The 20,137-nt window shown below is 60.2% G+C and carries 20 protein-coding genes; 8 read left to right on the forward strand and 12 right to left on the reverse strand.

What is annotated here, in order from left to right; genetic code table 11:
- Positions 1 to 56: 56 nt before the first annotated feature.
- Positions 57 to 1,367 carry an ATP-dependent protease ATPase subunit HslU gene (gene hslU / locus QF118_RS03155; RefSeq protein ID WP_282301200.1) on the forward strand — a complete coding sequence of 437 codons (1,311 nt, stop codon included), beginning with the start codon at positions 57 to 59 and terminating at the stop codon, positions 1,365 to 1,367.
- Between the two features lie 167 nt (positions 1,368 to 1,534).
- A complete protein-coding gene (locus QF118_RS03160; protein WP_282301201.1) occupies positions 1,535 to 2,212 on the forward strand; it encodes a D-lyxose/D-mannose family sugar isomerase in 678 nt (225 codons plus the stop codon).
- Positions 2,213 to 2,293: 81 nt separating this feature from the next.
- Here QF118_RS03160 and QF118_RS03165 read toward each other — a convergent pair whose 3' ends face one another.
- From QF118_RS03165 to pip, 5 genes are all read right to left on the reverse strand, one after another.
- Positions 2,294 to 3,847 (reverse strand): ABC transporter substrate-binding protein, encoded by a 1,554-nt coding sequence (locus QF118_RS03165; RefSeq protein ID WP_282301202.1) that lies wholly within the window; start codon positions 3,845 to 3,847, stop codon positions 2,294 to 2,296.
- Positions 3,848 to 3,912: 65 nt separating this feature from the next.
- Complete coding sequence (locus QF118_RS03170; protein WP_282301203.1) at positions 3,913 to 5,559, reverse strand: ABC transporter ATP-binding protein; 1,647 nt, start codon at positions 5,557 to 5,559, stop codon at positions 3,913 to 3,915.
- Positions 5,556 to 6,752 carry an ABC transporter permease gene (locus QF118_RS03175; protein ID WP_282301204.1) on the reverse strand — a complete coding sequence of 399 codons (1,197 nt, stop codon included), beginning with the start codon at positions 6,750 to 6,752 and terminating at the stop codon, positions 5,556 to 5,558. Before QF118_RS03175 ends, QF118_RS03170 begins: the two co-directional genes overlap by 4 nt.
- Positions 6,749 to 7,738, reverse strand: coding sequence for an ABC transporter permease (locus QF118_RS03180; RefSeq protein ID WP_282301205.1), 990 nt, complete (start codon positions 7,736 to 7,738; stop codon positions 6,749 to 6,751). The genes QF118_RS03175 and QF118_RS03180 overlap by 4 nt, the downstream gene beginning before the upstream one ends.
- Positions 7,739 to 7,849: 111 nt before the next feature.
- Positions 7,850 to 8,830: a prolyl aminopeptidase gene (pip, locus tag QF118_RS03185; protein WP_282301206.1), complete on the reverse strand. Its 981-nt coding sequence runs from the start codon at positions 8,828 to 8,830 to the stop codon at positions 7,850 to 7,852.
- A 47-nt stretch (positions 8,831 to 8,877) separates the two neighbouring features.
- Here pip and ubiG point away from each other — a divergent pair, with 47 nt between their 5' ends.
- Positions 8,878 to 9,615, forward strand: coding sequence for a bifunctional 2-polyprenyl-6-hydroxyphenol methylase/3-demethylubiquinol 3-O-methyltransferase UbiG (gene ubiG, locus QF118_RS03190; protein ID WP_282301207.1), 738 nt, complete (start codon positions 8,878 to 8,880; stop codon positions 9,613 to 9,615).
- 39 nt (positions 9,616 to 9,654) lie between these two features.
- Positions 9,655 to 10,866 (forward strand): MFS transporter, encoded by a 1,212-nt coding sequence (locus QF118_RS03195; RefSeq protein WP_282301208.1) that lies wholly within the window; start codon positions 9,655 to 9,657, stop codon positions 10,864 to 10,866.
- On the opposite strand, the gene QF118_RS03200 is transcribed toward QF118_RS03195, so the two are convergent.
- From QF118_RS03200 to QF118_RS03210, 3 genes are read right to left on the reverse strand one after another with little or no spacing between them, the layout of a single operon-like run.
- A complete protein-coding gene (locus QF118_RS03200) occupies positions 10,863 to 11,450 on the reverse strand; it encodes a Smr/MutS family protein (protein ID WP_282301209.1) in 588 nt (195 codons plus the stop codon). The genes QF118_RS03195 and QF118_RS03200 overlap by 4 nt on opposite strands.
- Positions 11,447 to 12,445 carry a murein transglycosylase A gene (mltA, locus tag QF118_RS03205; protein WP_282301210.1) on the reverse strand — a complete coding sequence of 333 codons (999 nt, stop codon included), beginning with the start codon at positions 12,443 to 12,445 and terminating at the stop codon, positions 11,447 to 11,449. The genes QF118_RS03200 and mltA overlap by 4 nt, the downstream gene beginning before the upstream one ends.
- Before the next feature lie 38 nt (positions 12,446 to 12,483).
- On the reverse strand, positions 12,484 to 13,143 hold the full coding sequence (locus QF118_RS03210; protein ID WP_282301211.1) for a Tim44/TimA family putative adaptor protein: 660 nt from the start codon (positions 13,141 to 13,143) through the stop codon (positions 12,484 to 12,486).
- A 105-nt stretch (positions 13,144 to 13,248) separates the two neighbouring features.
- On the opposite strand from QF118_RS03210, the gene QF118_RS03215 reads away from it, so the two are divergent.
- Complete coding sequence (locus QF118_RS03215) at positions 13,249 to 13,755, forward strand: FxsA family protein (protein ID WP_282301212.1); 507 nt, start codon at positions 13,249 to 13,251, stop codon at positions 13,753 to 13,755.
- A gap of 61 nt (positions 13,756 to 13,816) precedes the next feature.
- Positions 13,817 to 14,314, forward strand: a complete 498-nt coding sequence (gene secB / locus QF118_RS03220; protein ID WP_282301213.1) for a protein-export chaperone SecB — start codon at positions 13,817 to 13,819, stop codon at positions 14,312 to 14,314.
- Between the two features lie 13 nt (positions 14,315 to 14,327).
- On the opposite strand, the gene dnaQ is transcribed toward secB, so the two are convergent.
- The 4 genes from dnaQ to QF118_RS03240 are packed head-to-tail and all read right to left on the reverse strand — an operon-like array spanning position 14,328 to position 17,092.
- Positions 14,328 to 15,056, reverse strand: coding sequence for a DNA polymerase III subunit epsilon (gene dnaQ / locus QF118_RS03225; RefSeq protein ID WP_282301214.1), 729 nt, complete (start codon positions 15,054 to 15,056; stop codon positions 14,328 to 14,330).
- Positions 15,049 to 15,642, reverse strand: a complete 594-nt coding sequence (coaE, locus tag QF118_RS03230; RefSeq protein WP_282301215.1) for a dephospho-CoA kinase — start codon at positions 15,640 to 15,642, stop codon at positions 15,049 to 15,051. The genes dnaQ and coaE overlap by 8 nt, the downstream gene beginning before the upstream one ends.
- Positions 15,639 to 16,472 (reverse strand): shikimate dehydrogenase, encoded by an 834-nt coding sequence (locus QF118_RS03235; RefSeq protein ID WP_282301216.1) that lies wholly within the window; start codon positions 16,470 to 16,472, stop codon positions 15,639 to 15,641. Before QF118_RS03235 ends, coaE begins: the two co-directional genes overlap by 4 nt.
- A complete protein-coding gene (locus QF118_RS03240; RefSeq protein WP_394357070.1) occupies positions 16,469 to 17,092 on the reverse strand; it encodes a Maf family protein in 624 nt (207 codons plus the stop codon). Before QF118_RS03240 ends, QF118_RS03235 begins: the two co-directional genes overlap by 4 nt.
- Before the next feature lie 475 nt (positions 17,093 to 17,567).
- Here QF118_RS03240 and rho point away from each other — a divergent pair, with 475 nt between their 5' ends.
- Together rho and mnmE are read left to right on the forward strand one after the other, a co-directional pair.
- On the forward strand, positions 17,568 to 18,839 hold the full coding sequence (gene rho / locus QF118_RS03245; protein ID WP_282301217.1) for a transcription termination factor Rho: 1,272 nt from the start codon (positions 17,568 to 17,570) through the stop codon (positions 18,837 to 18,839).
- Between the two features lie 13 nt (positions 18,840 to 18,852).
- A complete protein-coding gene (mnmE, locus tag QF118_RS03250; protein WP_282301218.1) occupies positions 18,853 to 20,136 on the forward strand; it encodes a tRNA uridine-5-carboxymethylaminomethyl(34) synthesis GTPase MnmE in 1,284 nt (427 codons plus the stop codon).
- The last annotated feature ends 1 nt before the right edge of the window (position 20,137 follow it).

A 20,137-nucleotide genomic window follows, 5' to 3' on the forward strand; every position in this document is an offset into this window, starting at 1 on the left:
AAAAATCCCGGTCCGCGCGACTTGGAAAATGACAGCCACGGATATATGTGCCCCCCATGACCGACCTTACCCCCCGCGAAATCGTCTCGGAACTCGATCGTTTCATCATCGGCCAGCAAGAGGCCAAGCGCGCCGTTGCCGTGGCCCTGCGCAACCGCTGGCGGCGCAAGCAGCTGTCCGATGATCTGCGCGACGAGGTCTATCCCAAGAACATCCTGATGATCGGCCCCACCGGCGTCGGCAAGACCGAGATCAGCCGCCGACTCGCCAAACTGGCCAAGGCGCCCTTTATCAAGGTCGAGGCAACCAAGTTCACCGAGGTTGGCTATGTCGGGCGTGATGTCGAACAGATCGTGCGCGATCTTGTGGATGCAGCCATCCTGATGACCCGCGAACAGATGCGCGAAGACGTCAAGGCCCGCGCCCATCACGCTGCCGAAGAACGCGTGATCACCGCCATCGCAGGGACAGACGCCCGCGAAGGTACGCGCGAAATGTTCCGCAAAAAGCTGAAGTCCGGCGAACTGGACGATACGGAAATCGAACTCGAAGTCGCCGACACCGCGTCGCCCTTGCCGATGATGGACATTCCCGGCCAACCCGGCGCCGGCCAGATGGGCATGATGAACCTGGGCGATCTTTTCGGCAAAGCCTTTGGCGGGCGCACCATCCGTAAAAAGATGACCGTCGCCCAAAGCTACGAAGTCCTGATCTCCGAAGAGGCCGACAAACTGCTGGATGACGAACAGGTCAAACTGGCCGCCGTCGACGCAGTCGAGCAGAATGGAATCGTCTTTCTGGACGAGATCGACAAGGTCGCCACGCGCAAGGAATCCCGCGGCGGAGACGTGTCCCGCGAAGGCGTCCAGCGCGATCTGCTACCGCTGATCGAAGGCACGACCGTCAGCACCAAATACGGACCGGTGAAAACCGACCATATCCTGTTCATCGCCTCGGGCGCTTTCCACATCGCGAAACCGTCGGATCTGTTGCCCGAATTGCAGGGCCGCCTGCCAATTCGGGTGAACCTGCGCCCCCTGACCGAAGACGACTTTGTCCGCATCCTTACGGAAACCGACAACGCCCTGACGCTGCAATACACGGCGCTGATGGCCACTGAAAACGTCACCGTGTCCTTCACGTCAGAAGGCATTGCCGCGCTGGCCAAGATCGCCGCCGAGGTGAATCAATCGGTCGAAAATATCGGTGCGCGCCGTCTGTACACCGTTCTGGAACGGGTCTTCGAAGAGCTCAGCTTCAACGCGCCCGACAAGGCAGGGGAAAGTGTCACGGTGGATGCCGACTTTGTTGAAAAGTACCTGGGCGAACTGACCCGCTCCACCGACCTGAGCCGCTACGTTTTGTAGGTGCCGACTGGGGGCCAGCCCCCAGACCCCCGGAGTATTTCCGCCAAGAAGAAGAGCATTGGTCTGGTCTTCTTCTTGGTCAAAAATACTGCCGCCGGAGGCATCCGTCCTCTACCACTTGCGCTGATCCTTGATATGGTTGCGCAAACATCAGACAGGTACATGCCATGAAACGTTCCCGTATCAACCAGATCATCCGAGAATCCGATGCCTTTATCCGCAGCCACGGCTATTCTCTTCCGCCCTTTGCCTATTTCACCCCCGGCGAGTTGCGAAATGCCCCGCATGCGCAGATCAAGGAACGCCGGATGGGTTGGGACATTACCGATTATGGCGATGGCAATTTTGACGAGATGGGTCTGTTCCTGTTCACCACCCGCAATGGCCTGAACAAGGATCTGGGGCGGAAGTCGGCGATGCTTTACGCTGAAAAGATCATGATCTCGCGCGAGGACCAGCTGAGCCCGATGCACCGGCACGACATCAAGGTCGAGGACATCATCAACCGCGGTGGCGGCGATCTTGTGCTGAAGCTGTACAAGGCGGACACCAAGGGTGAAATCGACCACGAAGCCAAGGTCGAGGTCATGTGCGACGGGCTGGTTCGCCGTATCGATGGCGGCGGGCTGTTGAAGCTGAAGCCCGGTGAATCCGTGACGCTGTACCCTGACACCTGGCATGCCTTTTGGGGCGAGCGCGGCGATGTACTGATCGGTGAAGTGTCGACCGTCAACGACGATGTGACCGACAATATCTTTGCCAAGCCCATCGGCCGCTTTGCCAATGTCGAAGAAGACGAAGAGCCTCTGCATCTGCTGGTGTCGGATTACGACACGCTTCTGTAAGGGCGGGGTCCACCCGGGTCCGTCAAAACAACAACGCCCCGCAAATTCTGCGGGGCGTTTTTGGTTTCAAGTCAGGTTGGCTCAGGCCATCCACCACCGTTCGGCCATACGGGCGTTGTCCATCTGCCAAAGGTTGCCCACCGTGTCCGGGTTGGCGACCTTGTTGCTGACGGCCTGCACGTAGTTGGCGAACATCGGCAGCACCACGCCGCCATCGTCGCGCAGAATCTGCTGCATCTCGCCGTACATTTCGCGGCGCTTGCCGCTGTCCAGTTCGGCGCGGGCAACAACCAGAAGATCCTGGAAACGCTCGCTGTCTTCGCGGCCCCACTGGGTATCATTCCACGGCACGCCTTCTTCGTAGGCGGTTGCGAACATCCAGTCTTCGGTGGCGCGACCGGACCAGTAGCAGGCGCAGAACGGCTTTTTCAGCCAGACGTTGGACCAGTAGCCATCCGCCGGTTCCTGCACCACGTTGATGTTGATGCCCGCGGATTTGGCCGACGCCTGGTACAGCTGCGCCGCATCAACCGCGCCTTCGAAGGCCGCGTTCGAGGCGGACAGGTCGATGTCGAGCGAATCCAGCCCGGCCTCTTTCAGGTAGAACTTGGCCTTGTCCGGATCATAGGCGGTCTGCTCCATGTCGGCGGCAAAGTACTGGTTGGCGGGGCCGATCGGGGTGTCATTGCCGACACGGCCATGGCCGAGCAGGATCTTGTCGACCATTTCCTGACGGTTGATCGCGAACTTCAGCGCGCGGCGGATGTTCACATCGTCAAAGGGCGCCACGTTCGTCAGCATCGGGAAGGTATACTGCTGGTTGCCCGTCACTTCCTGGATGCGGACCATCGGGTTTGCCTTCAGCAGCGCCTCGGTCTTGAAGTCGATCCGGTTGATGGCGTCGACCTGACCGGTCATCAGCGCGTTCATCCGGGCGGTGTTGTCGTTGATCGCGATATATTCCACTTCGTCGAAGTGACCCGCATCGGTGCCCTTGTAGTGGCTGTCGACGCGCTTGGCGGTCATGCGCACACCCGGCTCGAACGAGGTGACGGCATAAAGGCCCGTACCGATGCCCTTGGCGATCGCTTCTTCGATCTGGCCCGCGGGATAGATCAGCAGGTGGTAATCGGACATCAGGTAGGGGAAGTCGGCGTTGCCAGCGGCAAGCGTGAACTGCACCTGATGTTCGGTGATCTTCTTCATTTCGGTGATGGCTTCGACAATCGGCTGGGCCGCAGATTTCGAGCCTTCTGCAACGTGCATCTGAAGCGATTCGATCACGTCGTCCGCGCCAAAGGCCTTGCCGTTGTGGAAGGAAACGCCCTGACGCAGGTTGAAGGTCCAGGTTTTGGCGTCTGCCGAGGCCTCCCAGCTTTCGGCCAGTTCGCCGGTCAGCGAACCGTCTGCCTTGACCTCGGTCAGGCTGTCGAACACCGTGCCCTGCGCCGAAGCGATCATGAACAGGTCGGAATGCGTGCGGCCATCCCAGCTGTCCGAGGTGTTGGCCCCAGACAGGCCAGCGCGCAGCCGGCCACCGCGTTTTGCCTGCGCCCGAAGCGGCAGCCCCGAGGCCGCCAGCACACCGGCGGCAGCGCCCGTGGTCAAAAGTCCGCGTCTGCTGATGCGTGTCATATGGTCATCTCCCTTTGTTTTGGCGGACTGCGCCGCCTTTATTTCGCACCCATTATAGGTGATTCTCAGTCCATCTTACCAACAGCAGCGTCGCCGATGTTATCAACTCCGCGTTCGGCAAGAAGATTCGTCAGCCAATCGGGGTCCATTTCCGGGACCGAAGACAGCAACAGGTCGGTATAGGCGTGATGCGGCGGACGGAACATTTCGGTCTTGCCGCCCTGTTCGATCACCCTGCCCTCTTTCATCACGACGACCTCGTCGGCGATGGATTTCACCGTGGCCAGGTCGTGGGTGATGAACATGTAGGACAATTTCAGCTTGTCCTGCAGATCGGCAAGCAGGCGCAGGATGCCCTCGGCCACCAGTTGGTCAAGGGCGCTTGTCACCTCATCGCAGATGATGAATTTGGGCTCGGCCGCTAGGGCGCGAGCAATGCCGATGCGCTGTTTCTGACCGCCCGAAAGCTCGGACGGAAGGCGGTGATAGTATTCCGCGGCGGGCAGTTCGATCTGTTCCAGCAGTTCATCGACCCGGCGGCGTTTTTCACGGCCCTTGAGACCCATGTAGAATTCCACCGGGCGGGCGATGATTTCCCCGATCTTGGTGCGCGGGTTCAGGGCCGTATCGGCCATCTGATAGATCATCTGGATCTGCCTCAGCTGATCCTTGCTGCGCTTGCGGTAATCCAGCGGAAGGGGTTCGCCATCCAACTCGATATGACCCAGCCGCGGCGGCAACAATCCGGTGATGCAACGCGCGGTGGTCGATTTGCCCGATCCGCTTTCGCCGACAACCGCAACGGTGCGACCTTCGTGGATGTCAAAGCTGACATCCTTGAGAACGTCAATCTTGCCGTAGGCGGCGGTAATGCCCTGCACCGAGATGACCGGCGTTGCATCCAGCGCTACGGCGGGCTTTTGCGGGCGCTGGAAATGGCGCACGGCCCACAGGCTTTTGGTATAGTCCTCTTTCGGCGCGCTCAGCATTTCGCGGGTCTCGGCCTCTTCGACCTCGTCGCCTTTCAGCAGCACCTTGATCCGGTCGGCCATCTGGGCAACGACGGCCAGGTCATGGGTGATATAGATCGCGGCGGTGTCGTATTCTTCGACGATGTCGCGGATGCTGGCCAGAACCTCGATCTGGGTGGTGACGTCCAGCGCGGTGGTGGGTTCGTCAAAGATGATCAGATCGGGGCGGCAGGACATGGCCATGGCCGTCATCGCGCGCTGAAGCTGTCCGCCGGACACCTGATGCGGATAGCGGAACCCGATCTGGTCGGGGTTGGGCAGGCGCAGTTTGCGGTACAGCTCCATGCCGTCGGCCTCGGCCTCGGCGCGGGACATGACGCCGTGCTGAACGGGCGCCTCGGAATGCTGGTCGATCAGCTTGTGCGCGGGGTTGAAACTGGCCGCGGCCGATTGCGCGACATAGGCGATCCGCTTGCCCAGCAGCGCACGCTTTTGTTCCGCGCTGGCGGCCAGCAGGTCGATGCCGTCGAACATGACCGAGCCCTTGGAAATCCGAACGCCGTCGCGGGTAAAGCCCATGGCCGCAAGGCCCAGTGTGGATTTCCCGGCGCCGGATTCGCCGATCAGGCCCAGCACCTCGCCCTTGTCCAGGGTCAGGTCGACGCCGTTGATGATCGGGTTCCAGGTTTCATCGCTGCGGCCTTCCATGACGATGCCGCGCATTTCGACAAGATGGCTCATTCCTTCAACCCCGAGCTACGCTGCAACATCCAGTCCACCACAAAGTTGACCGCGACCGTCAGCAGGGCAATCGCCCCGGCGGCCATCAGCGGGGCCGTGGCGATCTGCGGGGCAAAGGCAGCGTAATTGATGAAAGCCGACAGATCCTTGACCATGGTGCCCCAGTCGGCCAGCGGCGGCTGGATGCCAAGCCCCAGGAAGGACAGCGCCGAAATCGTCAGGAAGACAAAGCAGAACCGCAGCCCGAATTCCGCCAGAAGCGGCGCGGTGGCATTGGGCAGGATTTCCTTGAAGATCAGGTAAGGCAGGCCTTCGCCGCGCAGCTTGGCGGCCTCGATATAATCCATGACGACGATGTTCATGCCGACGGCGCGGGCCAAGCGATAAACCCGGGTGGAATCGATCACCGCGATGATCAGCACCATGGCGATGGTCAGACCGGTGCCCGTCACCCAGGCCGATGCGACCGTGATCAGCAGCAGCGAAAAGATCAGCGACGGGATCGCCATCAGCACGTCGACGCCGCGGCTGAGAACCTGATCGACCCAGCCCCGAAGCGTTGCCGCCAGAAAGCCCAGCGTGCCGCCCAGAAAAAACGCGATCAGCGTGGTGGCAAAGGCGATGCCGACGGTGTTCTGCGCGCCAAAGATCAGGCGCGACAGGATATCCCGGCCGATCTGGTCAGTGCCCAGCGGAAAGTCGGGGTTGCCGCCCAGCGCCGGGTTGCCCCCCGGCACCACGTTGGCGGCGGCAAAGACCTGGTCCTGCCCATGCGGCGCCAGAACTCCGGCAAAGATCGCGACGGTGGCGTAGATCAACACGACAAGAATGCCATAAGAGGCCGTGAGCGGCATCTGGCGGAACAGCTTTTTGCTGTCCGTGGTGCCGACATTTCGACCCAAAAGTCGAAAGACAAAGGCCATCAACGCCGAGACGGCAAAGAAGTGCACCGCCCAGCGGAAAAAGATCACCGAGGCGCGCGGCACGCCCTGTTCGGTTTCTGCCGGTTGGAAATACAGCCAAAGCCCGGCAAGGATCAGCGCGACGGCCAATGCAAAGCCGAAGGCAACCGCAAAAGGCATGTCCCGGAAATAGGGTTTGTTGCCCGTGGTCTTTTGCCCGACCAAGCGGAACAGCCAGCCCACCAGCGCAACACCGACCAGCGCGCCCGCAATGTTCATCCAGACGCTCATTTCGGGTGCCTCAGACGCGGGTTGGTCAGGATCGACAGGATGTCGGCGGCAAGGTTCAGCAGGATGTAGGCTCCGGCAAAGATCAGGCAGCAGGCCTGCACGACCGGGATGTCCCGGTTCTTGACCGCGTCGACGAACAGCTGGCCGATGCCGGGATAGACAAAGACCACCTCGACCACGACGACGCCGGTGATCAGGTAGGCCAGGTTCAGCGCGATCACGTTGATGATCGGCGCCAGCGCGTTCGGCAGCGCGTGTTTCACGATCACCCGCATCGGGCTAAGCCCCTTGAGCCGAGCCATTTCGATATAGGGCGAGGCCAGCAGGTTGATGATCGCCGCGCGTGTCATCCGCATCATGTGCGCCGTGACCACCAAAGTCAGCGTCAGCGCCGGCAGCAGCGTTGCCGCCAGACGATCGCCAAAGGAAATCCCCTGATAGATGTTGGAAATCGCCGGAAGGATCGGATTCAGCACCGCCAGGAACAGGATCAGGATATAGGCCAGGAAGAATTCGGGCGAGGAAATCGACGTCAGCGTGGATATGTTCACTGCCTTGTCAAAGACCGAGTTGCGATACAGCGCCGCCAGAACGCCCAGCGTCACCGCAAAGGGCACGGCGATTGCAGCGGTCACGCCGGCGAGGAACATGGTGTTGGCAAAACGCGGCGCGATCTGGTCGGTCACGGTTTTCAGCTCGACCGCGCCCATGTTCGACTGAAAGTTGAGCTGGGCAAAGCTGATCCCAAGATCGCCGCGCAGCATGTCGCCCAGCCAGATCAGGTATCGGGTGACAGGATTTTGGTCCAACCCCAAATCCCGCCGGATCGAGGCAATCGCCTCGGGGGTGGCCCCCTGTCCAAGGATCGCCTGGGCGAAATCCCCCGGAAGCATGTTCACTGCTGTGAAAATGACAATCGAAACGATGAAAAGCGTGAGCAATCCAAGCGCCAGACGCTGCAAGATGATTTTGAGAACTGCGTTCAAGATCCCTGTCGGTCTATTGTTCTGATTGGGGGGCAGGTTAACGTTTGCCTGTCGTGTGTAAAGGCTTGAATTGAAAACCGGTCCAAAGCCACCCATGCCGGACGGTGCGGATCATTTCGCCAGGGCTTCGGCGATCTGGTCCATTGCCCGCACCAGTTCCGAACTGATGCCCGGTTCCGACAGGGCGTGCCCGGCGTTGCGGATCATCCTCAGGTCGGCATTCGGCCAGGCCTTTGCCAGTTCCCAGGCGCGTTGGGGCGGGCAGATCATGTCATAGCGGCCCTGGATGATGTCCCCGGGGATGTGCTGGATCTTGCTGACATTGGCCAGGATCCAGCCGTCGTGATCCAGAAAGCCCTTGTTGACGAAATAATGGTTTTCAAGCCGGGCAAAGGCACGGGCATATTCCCCGGGCGTTTCGCCCCCATGCCCCGACGAATAAACCGACGCCAGCGCGTTCTCCCATGCCGACCAGGCCTGCGCGTGCTTTGTTTCGACCCGCAGATCGCCGCTGAACAGCCGCTTGTGGTAGGCGGCGATCAGGTCATCGCGTTCCTCTTCGGGGATCAGGTTGCAGAACCGCGCCCAGGTTTCGGGCCAGAACTGCCCGGCGCCGCCGCCATAGAACCAGTCCAGCTCGACCTGGGTCATCATGAAGACGCCGCGCAGAACCAGGTGACGGACGTGATCGGGGTGCGAAATCGCGTAGATCAGCGCAAGGGTCGCGCCCCAGCTGCCGCCAAAGACGACAAAGCGGTCAATGTCCAGAACCGTGCGGATGCGTTCGATATCGGCAACCAGATCCCATGTCGTGTTGGCCTGCACGCTGGCATGGGGGCGCGACCGCCCACAGCCGCGCTGATCGAACAGCACGACACGAAACACCCGGGGATCGAAATACCGGCGCATGGCGGGGCTGCATCCACCGCCCGGACCGCCGTGCAGAACGATGACGGGAATGCCTTCGGGGTTGCCGCATTGTTCGACATAGATCGTGTGGCCATCGCCAACAGGCATGGTGCGTTGATCATAGGGATCAACCGGCGGATAGAGGTACTGAACTGCGCGCATTTGGCTCGGGAATTTGTCCATGATCCATCTATATTAAGTCTGAAGGGCAAAAGACCATGGGGAAAGTCATGACAGTCACCGTCGATCCAGCAGAAGTGGCAAAGTTCGAGGCAATGGCCGCCGAATGGTGGGACCCGAACGGCAAGTTCAAGCCATTGCATATGCTGAACCCCTGCCGGCTGGACTATATCACGACGCAAATCGCGGGTGAATTCGACCGCGACCTGTCTGGCGAATTGCCGTTCAAGGGGCTGCGCATCGTCGATATTGGCTGTGGCGGCGGGCTGCTTTGTGAACCCATGGCACGGCTTGGCGCGACCATCGTCGGCGTCGATGCCGCCGAACGCAACATCCCCGTGGCGCAGACCCATGCGCTGCAATCCGGGCTGGACATCGATTACCGCCACACCACCGCCGAAGCGGTCGCCGCGGGCGGCGAACGCTTTGACGTGGTGCTGAACATGGAGGTGGTCGAACACGTGGCCGACCCGCTGGCCTATCTGACCGCCTGCCAAGAGCTGCTGAAACCCGGCGGGCTGCACATCTGTTCCACCATCAACCGCAATCCCAAAAGCTTTGCCATGGCGATTGTCGGCGCCGAATATGTCATGCGCTGGCTGCCCAAGGGCACCCATGAATGGAACAAGTTCATCACCCCCGATGAACTGTACGACCTGATCCGCAAGGCGGGGCTGGACCCGGTGGATCGCAAGGGCTTTGTCTTTAACCCGATCACCTGGAAATGGAGCCTGTCGGACAAGGACCTGTCGGTGAACTATGTCACCGCCGCGCTAAAGCCCCGGTAAACCATTGCCGGGGGGCCAATTGCGCGACATAGCTTGCGCATGGGCTTTCTTCGTTTTCTGACCGGGAACTTTCGCTGGCTGTCGGTCGGCATCTTGCTGACCTTTCTGTCGGGCTTTGGGCAGACCTATTTCATCTCGATCTTTTCGGGGGAAATCCGCGCGGGCTTTGACCTGAGCCATGGTGAATGGGGCGGCATCTATACCTTGGGAACCGGCGCTTCGGCCGTGGTCATGCTGTGGTCGGGCGGGCTGACTGACCGGTATCGCACGCGGGTGCTGGGTGCCGGCGTGCTTGTGCTGCTGGCTGCGGCCTGCCTGTTCATGGCGCTGAACACCTGGGCCGCACTGTTGCCGCTGGTGATCTTTGCGTTGCGCCTGACCGGGCAGGGGATGATGAGCCACCTTGCCGTGGTGTCCATGTCGCGTTGGTTCATCGCCTCGCGCGGGCGGGCGCTGTCGATCGCGGGGCTGGGCTTTGCCATGGGAGAGGCGATCCTGCCGGTCAGTTTCGTGTCGCTGATGCTGCTGATCGACTGGCGCTGGCTGTGGGTCGGCGCGGCGGCGGTCAGCGTCGCGGCCATTCCGCTGCTGTACGCACTGCTGCGGCAGGAACGCACGCCGCAATCGCACGCCGAAAGCGACGTGTCCTTTGGCATGGACAAACGCCACTGGACCCGGTTGGACGCCCTGCGCCATCCGCTGTTCTGGTTCATGGTCCCGGCGATCCTAGGCCCGGCCGCCTTCAACACTGCCTTCTTTTTCCAGCAGGTCCATTTCGCCGAGGTCAAAGGCTGGGCGCATCTGGATCTGGTCGCGCTGTTTCCGCTGTATACGGTGGCTGGGTTTGCGGTGATGCTGCTGTCGGGTGGCCTGCTGGACCGGTTCGGCACGCCGCGCCTGATCCCCTGGTACCAACTGCCCATGGTGGCGGGGTTCATCATTCTGGCGCTGGCTCAGACGCCGGCACATGCCTTTGTCGGCCTGATGTTCATGGCCATGACAACCGGGGCGAATGCAACGCTGCCCAATGCGTTTTGGGCGGAATTCTACGGAACCCGGCACCTGGGGGCGGTCAAGGCGACCGCTGCCTCGGTCATGGTGCTGGGATCAGCCATCGGGCCGGGCATCACGGGGGCCTTTATCGACCTTGGGATCGGGATCGAAACGCAATACCTGGGCGTCGGGCTGTTCTTCCTGACCACGACGGCGTTGATGGCGGTGGGGGTCGGGCGCTATTCCAGAACGCTTTAGCGGCTGCGCCGCAGATAGACGTAATACGCGCCAGAACCGCCGTGCTTGATATGCGCCTCGGCCACCTGCAACACGGCCTGAGAAATCGGCGGCTGCCGCAACCACATGGGCACCTGCCGTTTCAACACGCCGCGCCGGTGGGGCATCGGGTCATAGGGATCTTCGCGCGATCCTTTGCCGGTGATCACCAGGACCAGCCGCATGCCGCGGGCATGGGATGTCATGATGAACCGCGACAAGGCAGGATGCGCCTGGTCCAGGGTCATGCCATGCAGGTCGATCCGGGCCTCGGGGGCCAGTTTGCCGCGTTTGAGCCGGGTAAAGGACTTGTTGTCCATCTGCACCGGTTCGGATTTCAGCCGCTGGCTGGTGGTCTTGGGGAAAACATGCGTTTCTGTATGCGGCTGCGCCATGTCACCAAGATTGAAACTGGGGATCGACGGCGCGGGTGGCGGGGTGATCTTGCCCGGTTTCTTGGGCTTGGCGCGCACCACCGGTTTGGGACGTTTGTGCAGCGGGTCCGCGCTTTTCGCGATCTGCTGCCAAAGCTCCAGTTCCTCGGGGCGGACACGCCGCCGGGTCATTGCACCGATTCCGGCAGCAAGGCATAGGCGCGCTGGATCGGCATAAAGACGATCATCCGCCCCGGATCCTTGAGCGTTCCCGCGATGCGCCCGGCCTTGTCGCCCGTGCCGATGAAGATGTCGGCGCGCTGGGCGCCCTTGATGGCTGAACCGGTATCCTGCGCGATCATCAGCCGCCGCATCGGTTTCTTGCCATCCTTTTCAACCCAGACCGGTGCGCCCAGCGGGGTAAACGCGGGGTCAACCGCGATCGACCGCATGGTGGTGATCGACCGGTTCATGGCGCCAAGCGGGCCCTTGTCGGCGGGCACTTCGCTGACTTCGCGGAAAAACACATAGCTGTTGTTGTGAAACAGCAGTTCCTGACCATCGACCGGGTTGCGCCGCACCCAGTTCTTGATCACCTGCGCGGACACCTGATGCGGCTGATAGGTGCCACGGCGGACCAGTTCCTGCCCGATCGAGCGATAGCTGTGGCCGTTGAACCCGCCATAGCCGACGCGGATGTGGCGTCCGTCCGGAAACCGCACGCGGCCCGAACCCTGCACCTGAAGAAAGAACAGTTCGACCGGATCATCGACCCAGGCGATTTCCAACCCCCGGCCATCCATCGCGCCCGATGTCAAAATCTCGCGGCGGGTCAGCCAGGGCCGGATGTCGCGTGCCTCGGGGGGCATTTTGTAAATCGGGTGACGATAGCGCGGCGTCGGCACGGGCGAGCCGTCAAGCTCGGGTTCGAAATAGCCGGTGAACAAGGGGTCCTTGCCGTCGCTGATCAGCACCGGCCGGAAGAACAGTTCAAAGAACTGGCGCGCATTGCCGGCATCGGCGGCAACCCCGCACAGCGCGCGCCAATCGGGGTCGTCCAGATCGTTGCAGGTGTTCAGAAAGGTTTGCAGCGCTTCGTCATGCTTGTCCTCGGCCCAACCGTCCAGATCCCCGAAATCGAGGATCTGATAAGTCACCTCGGTTTGGGCAGAGGATGGTTCGGTCATGGTGGATAAAGCGAAAAGCGCTGCAAGTACCGTTCGTATCATTCGTCCGTTGCGACAAGCTGCCAGTTGGGGTCATTGCTGCCCATGACGCGCGCATAGGTCCAGATGTCTTTCTGGCGCTTGACGGCGGTGGGCGATCCTTCGATCACCTGGCCGTTGGCATCCTTGACCACCGAGGTCAGCTCGCCCACGTATTTCACCGTGATCTCGGCGCGGCGGGTTGTTTCGTCAAAGGTGGCGTCGGACAGGGACAGTTCGCGCACGCCGATGAATTCGGCCTCGACGGTCAGGCCCTGTTCGGTGCGCTGATCGACCACCTGCTGGAAGGTCTCGTAAACGTCGGGGTCAAGGAACGGCACCAGCGGCTCGATCTCGCCGCGCTCGAACCCCATCAGGATCATTTCATAGGCGCCGCGCGCACCAGACAGGAAATCGGATACGCCAAAGCTGGGCTCGGCGCGTTTCATGGCGGCCAGGGCCTTGGCCATGTCCGAGCCTTCGGGCGCGTGATCCGTGATGTCGAGATCGGGACCGCCTTCGATCACCTCGAAATCACGCTTGTCACGGCGCGATGTCGGGGCAGGCTGGCCCTTTGGCTGCTCGAACCCGTCACGCGTTCCAAGAACACTGCGCAGGCGCAAAACGAGAAAAATGGCAATTCCGGCAAGAACCAGAAGCTGAAGGATGGGCGAGTTCATCTGCACCTCGTGCTGGGGGTGGATGGCAATTTTGCTGTTGCGTTCCTATGTAGGTGCTGTGTGCGGGCAAGTCCACCTGCACCGGTACACGAAGGAGCCCCACCCATGTGGTTGTTTATCGCATTTCTGGCTGTCCCCTTGATCGAGATCGCCCTTTTCATCCAGGTCGGCGGTCTGATCGGGCTGTGGCCAACCCTTGTCGTCGTCATCCTGACCGCGATTTTGGGCACCTGGCTGGTCAAACAACAGGGGCGGATGGCGATTGGCCAACTGCAATCGTCCTTTTCCGACCTTCAGGACCCAAGCGAGCCCTTGGCGCATGGCGCGATGATCCTGATCGCGGGGGCCTTGTTGCTGACGCCGGGATTTTTCACCGACGCGGTGGGCTTTGCCCTGCTGGCGCCGCCGGTGCGCATGGCGGTCTTTGCCTGGGCGCGCAAGCGTGTCACCGTGGCCCGCTTTGAAATGGGCCCCGATCCGCGCCACCCGGCAGGGCCCGGGCGCGATCCGCATGCGCCGCGCGGTCCGTCGGACGTGATCGAAGGCGAATTCACCGAGCTTCCCGACGGGAAAAACCCCAATCACCCCGGCTCGGGCTGGACGAGGCATTGAGCATGCAAAACCGGCCTGCTAAGTCATGATGCAATATTTTTGATCCAGCGGAGTTCGGCTTATGGCGGAAAATGACAACGGCGCGGCGGCTCAGGCCCCCCAGCCCCCCAAGATGAATGTTTTGGCACAATTTGTGCGGGACATGTCCTTTGAAAACATCCTGGCCCAAAAGGGCGTGACGGGCGAAGTGCAGCCCGACGTGCAGGTTCAGGTGAACCTGGATGCGAAAAAGCGTTCGGTCGAACATCAGTACGAGGTCGTCCTGAAGCTGAAGGTTGATGCCAAGTCCAAGGGGACGGGCGATCATCTGTTCCTGCTGGAACTGGATTACGCCGGTGTCTTCCAGATCGAGAACGTGCCCGAAGACCAGATGCACCCCTTCTTGCTGATCGAATGCCCGCGGATGATTTTCCCGTTCGTGCGCCGCATCGTATCGGACGTGACCCGTGATGGTGGCTTCATGCCGCTGAACCTGGACACCATCGATTTCCTGGCGCTTTACCGTGCCGAAATCGCCAAGCGTGCCCAGCAGCAGGCCGCGGCAGCGCCCGCGAACTAAGGCAAAGCGCGCTTCAGGTCCGTGACCAAAGCGCGTTTTCCCCAAGTTTCTCGACAAAGGCGGCGTGAGCCGCCTTTTCCTTGTCCGAAATCCGCGACGCCAGGGGCGCAGGGCGGGGTTTCGGGCGCCAGTCTTCCTCGGGTTCGCCCGTCGCCTGGCGCTGGGTTGGAGTGGCCAGGGCAAAATCGGGCTGCTTGCCGCCGATCAGCTCCAGATAGACTTCGGCCAGGATTTCACTGTCCAAAAGCGCGCCGTGCAGCGTCCGGGACGAGTTGTCGATGCCGAACCGGCGACACAACGCATCAAGCGAGGCAGGAGAGCCCGGGAATTTTTTCCGCGCAATGGCCAAGGTGTCTGTGGCACGCGAAAAGGGGATCTGCGGCAGGCCGATCCACTTGAGCTCGGCATTCAGGAATTTCATGTCGAAACTGGCGTTGTGGATCACCAGGTTGGCATCGCCGATGAAATCCAGAAAGGCCTGACCGACAGCCTTGAACACCGGCTTGTCACGCAGGGTGACTTCGCCCGGGTTCGGCGGGCGCGGGACATCCAACAGGTCAGGGCCGATACCATGAACACCAAAGGCATCATCCGGCATGCCGCGTTCAGGGTTGATATATTGGTGATAGGTCTTGCCCGTGGGCATGTGGTTATAAAGCTCAAGCGCACCGATTTCGACGATCCGGTCGCCGGACTCGGGCTCGAAACCTGTGGTTTCGGTATCAAGAACGATCTCACGCATGGTTCAGCCTGTTCCTTATGTCCTGCATCACAGCCTGCACCTGTGCGCGGGCATGCTCAAGCGTATCAGTTTCGATGACATAGGTCGCGCGGGCGCATTTTTCATCGTTGGGCATCTGGCGCGACAGAATGCGGTCCAGATCCTCGGCCGTCATTGTGCCACGTTCCAGAACCCGGCTTTTCTGGATTTCAGGCGGAACAGAGACACATGCGGTGGCGTCCATCTCGCGGTCTCCGCCGGTTTCGAACAGCAGGGGAATGTCGAAAACGCCGATCTTGTCCGCGTTCAAGCGCGCAAAATCGGCGCGGTCCTGTGCGACAAGGGGGTGAACGATGGCTTCGATCCGGGCAAGCGCGGTTTTATCCTGTGCAATAATGGCGCGCAGGCGATCACGCGACACGGCCAGATTTTCTATTGCCTCGGGAAAAGCCGCCTGCATCGGCGCTACGGCCGCCCCGGAGGCGGAATAGAGCCTGTGCACCGCGGCATCCGCATCCCAGACGGCGCATCCTTCGTCAGCGAACATGGCCGCTGTCGTGGATTTGCCCATCCCGATTGATCCTGTCAATCCCAGCCGGAATTTCATGATAAAACCGCCGATCTGGTGGACTGGGTGATTTCCGGGCGTTGGCCGAACCAGCGTTCGAACCCTGGCACCGCCTGGTGCAGCAACATGCCAAGCCCGTCGACCGCGATGCATCCGCGCGCTTCGGCCACCTCGAGCAGGTGGGTTTTCAACGGAGTATACACGATGTCGGTGACGATCATGCCGGGTTTCAACGCATCCAGCGGCACGCGAAAAGGTGGTTTTCCAACCATTCCAAGCGAGGTGGTATTGATGATGACCTGGCTGCCTTCGATGATGTTGCCGGCCTTGACCCAGTCGTGCACCTGCACCCGGTTGCCAAAATCATCACGCAGTTTTTCGGCGCGGATGCGGGTGCGGTTGGTCAGCCGGATTTCCGGCACGCCCACATCCAGAAGCGAAGCAATGACAGCCCGCGCCGCGCCGCCCGCACCAAAGACCGTGGCCGCCCCCAAACGCGGATTCCAGCCCGGCGCGCCCTGGCGCAAGTTTTCAACGAACCCGTAGCCATCGGTGTTGTCGGCGTGAATCTTGCCGTCCTGCCGGAAGATCAGGGTATTGGCCGCACCGATCAACGTGGCCCGGTCTGAAATCAGATCCGCCAGATCCATCACCTTTTCCTTGTAAGGAAGGGTGACGTTGACGCCGACAAAGCCCAGATCGGGCAGGCACCGCAGGCTGCTTTCCAACTTGTCCGAAGCAATCTCGAGCGGGATGTAGTGGCCAGGCAGATCATGAGCCTTGAGCCAATGCGCAAAAAGCCGAGGGGATCTGGAGTGCGCAACGGGGTATCCGATGACGCCGGCAAGGGGAATGCGCGGCGCGGTCATCCCGCAATGACCCCGCGAAGAGTCAGATAATTCAACAGTTCGAGCAGAGGCAGACCGAGGATCGTGAAATGATCGCCCTGAATCTGCGAAAACAGGCGAACGCCTTCTTTTTCAAGCTTGTAGGACCCCACCGAGGAACCGATGTCGGGCCAGTTGCGGGCGACATACTGGTCAAGATAATCGTCCGAGAAATCGCGCATGGTCAGGCGGGCGGTGGAAACGTGCCGCCAGATCGGTTCGGCGTTCTGGTAAAGCACGGCGGCCGACAACAGGCGATGGGTCTTGCCGCGCAGTTGGGTCAGCTGTTCCCGGGCCTGATCGGCCGTTGCGGGTTTGGACAAAAGCGCGCCATCCAGATCAAGAACCTGGTCGCAACCAAGAACCAGCGCCTGCGGAAACTTGCGGGCGATTTTCTGGGCCTTCGACTCGGCCAGTGTATCGGCAATGTCGCGCGGACTGGCTTGATCAAGTTCCAACGCCTGACGGATTGCGATTTCGTCGACTTTTGGCGATTCGATCTGGATCACCAAACCCGCCGCACGCAGAAGATCGGCGCGGATTTCAGAGCCGGAGGCAAGGATCAGGTCAAGAATCATGTGGATAAAATCGCGGAAAACCATGTGGCCAGACGTGGTTACGTTTCTGGGGAAAAAGCCACGAGCATGCAAGCCTTGGGATGACTCGGCCCTTTCAGGAAAGGTCAGAGAGTTAGTCCTGCCTGTGGGAAGGAAAACTTTGCAGACGGGAGGAACTGTACCACTCCGTCGTTATCCACCCGTGATTTCCCCGTGGTCAACGGCTGGAAAGCCATTACACAGCAGGGACATGGACAGGTTCCGGCAAACCATCCACAGAAAGCCCCCAAGCGAGGTGGGGTGTGGGTAAGGTTTGGTAAGAACCATTAATCCACAGTTAAGATGCCCCTCTAAATAAATCAAAATCCTTTCTATTTTCTTTATTTCTTTAGAAAGGCAGGCCGGAAGAGCGGGTCATTGACCTTTGAGGCGTTCTCGGGGTAGGAGGCTGATGTTCCTGTTCTGGAGCAGTTTCCCATTGAGCGACATGAGGCGGGCAGAAATGCCCGAAGGGCGTTGTATGACCCAGGAAAGATTGAACCTTGCTGAGCTGAAGGCGCAAAGCCCGAAAGACCTGCTGGCGATGGCGGAAGATCTGGAGATCGAGAACGCCTCGACCATGCGCAAAGGCGAGATGATGTTCCAGATCCTGCGCGAGCGGGCCGATGATGGTTGGGAAATCTTCGGAGACGGCGTTCTGGAAGTGCTTCAGGACGGTTTCGGTTTTCTGCGGTCGCCCGAGGCGAACTATCTGCCGGGTCCGGATGACATCTACGTGTCGCCCGAGATGATCCGCAAATATTCGCTGCGCACCGGAGATACGATTGACGGTGAAATCAAGGCGCCGGATGGCGAAGAGCGGTATTTCGCGCTGGTGTCTGTTCGGTTGATCAACTTTGAAGATCCCGAAAAGGCGCGCCACAAGATCGCCTTTGACAACCTGACGCCGCTGTACCCCGATGAGCGACTGAAGATGGAAATCGAAGATCCGACGATCAAGGACCGTTCGGCCCGGGTGATCGACCTGGTGGCGCCGATCGGCAAAGGCCAGCGTAGCCTGATCGTGGCCCCGCCGCGGACCGGTAAGACGGTGATCCTGCAGAACATCGCGAACTCGATCGAAAAGAACCATCCGGAATGCTATCTGATTGTTCTTTTGATCGACGAACGCCCCGAAGAAGTGACGGACATGCAGCGTTCGGTCAAAGGCGAGGTCGTGTCGTCCACCTTTGACGAACCGGCGCAGCGCCACGTGGCCGTGTCCGAAATGGTGATCGAAAAGGCCAAACGCCTGGTCGAGCATAAGCGAGATGTTGTTATTCTTCTTGATTCGATCACAAGACTTGGTAGAGCGTTCAACACGGTTGTTCCGTCCTCTGGTAAGGTTTTGACCGGTGGTGTGGATGCGAATGCACTGCAGCGGCCCAAGCGGTTCTTTGGTGCGGCGCGGAATATTGAAGAAGGTGGATCGCTGACCATCATCGCGACAGCACTGATTGATACCGGTTCGCGGATGGACGAAGTGATCTTTGAAGAATTCAAGGGTACCGGCAACTCGGAAATCGTTCTGGATCGCAAGATTGCGGACAAGCGCGTGTTCCCGGCCATCGATATCCTCAAGTCCGGAACGCGGAAAGAAGAGCTGTTGGTGGACAAGATCGACCTGCAAAAGACCTTTGTCCTGCGGCGAATTCTGAACCCGATGGGGACGACGGATGGCATCGAATTCCTGTTGTCGAAGCTGAAACAGACGAAAACCAACTCCGAGTTCTTCGACTCGATGAACACCTGATCCCAGGTTTGCCATGGACACGATCTTTGCCTTGGCAAGCGCGCCGGGGAAAGCGGGCGTTTCGGTCATTCGGGTTTCTGGCCCGCATGCGCTGACGGCTGGTGTAGAGATATGTGGAAGCTTGCCGGTTGCGCGGCAGGCCAGCCTTAGAAAACTGCGAAGCGCGACGGGCGAGGTGCTGGACGAGGCCCTTGTTCTGGTCTTTGAAGCCGGGAAAAGCTTTACCGGTGAAGCGGTTGTCGAGTTTCAGGTTCATGGCAGTCTTGCCGTCATCGCGGCGGTTTTGAAACGGCTGTCGCAGATTGACGGGCTGCGTCATGCGGAAGCGGGAGAGTTCACGCGCCGAGCCATGGAAAACGGCGTTCTGGATCTGACCCAGGTCGAAGCCTTGTCCGATTTGATCGAGGCAGAGACCGAGGCGCAGAGAAAGCAGGCGGCCGAGGTTTTGTCGGGGGCGCTTGGCACGCTGGTGGAACGTTGGCGGACCGATATCATTCGGGCGGCATCGTTGATCGAAGCGACCATTGATTTCGCTGACGAGGAAGTGCCGGTCGACGTTTCGGATGAAGTTCGGGAGTTGTTGTCGGGTGTTCGCAAGGATGTGGTGCGGCAACTGTCCGGGCTGGAGGCTGCGGAACGTGTGCGCCACGGGTTTGAAGTTGCCATCGTTGGCGCGACGAATGTCGGGAAATCGACGCTTTTGAATTATCTTGCGGGGCGCGAGGCGGCGATCACCTCGGAAGTGGCGGGGACTACGCGTGATGTCATCGAGGTTCGAATGGACATCGGTGGGCTGGCGGTGACATTGATCGACACGGCGGGTTTGCGCGAAACCGAAGATCTGGTCGAATCGATTGGTGTCGATCGGGCAAAGGCGCGCGCCGCCACGGCAGATATCCGCCTTCACTTGATCGCTGCGGGAGATGCTCCGTCGATTGAAGTTCAGCCGCAGGATATCGTGGTTGCAGCGAAGGCGGATCAGATGGTGGTCGAAAACGGTGTGTCCGGATTGACTGGCGAAGGCGTGCCGCAGCTTTTGGAAAAACTGAAGGCTACGTTGCAGGACATGACCGCCGGAGCAGGGGTTGCAAGCCGTCTGCGGCATCGGTTGGTTCTTGAAAGTGGCCTGGTTCAGATTGATCGGGCGTTGGAGCTTTTGGATCAAGGTCCGGATGTTTATGATATTGTGAGCGAGGAAATTCGCGTCGCTGTCCGTGGGATGAGCTCGCTTTTGGGATATGTCGATGTCGAGCATCTGCTGGACGAGATCTTTTCCAGCTTTTGTGTTGGGAAGTAGG

The organism is Tropicibacter oceani (assembly GCF_029958925.1).
In the GTDB taxonomy this organism is placed as follows: domain Bacteria; phylum Pseudomonadota; class Alphaproteobacteria; order Rhodobacterales; family Rhodobacteraceae; genus Pacificoceanicola; species Pacificoceanicola oceani.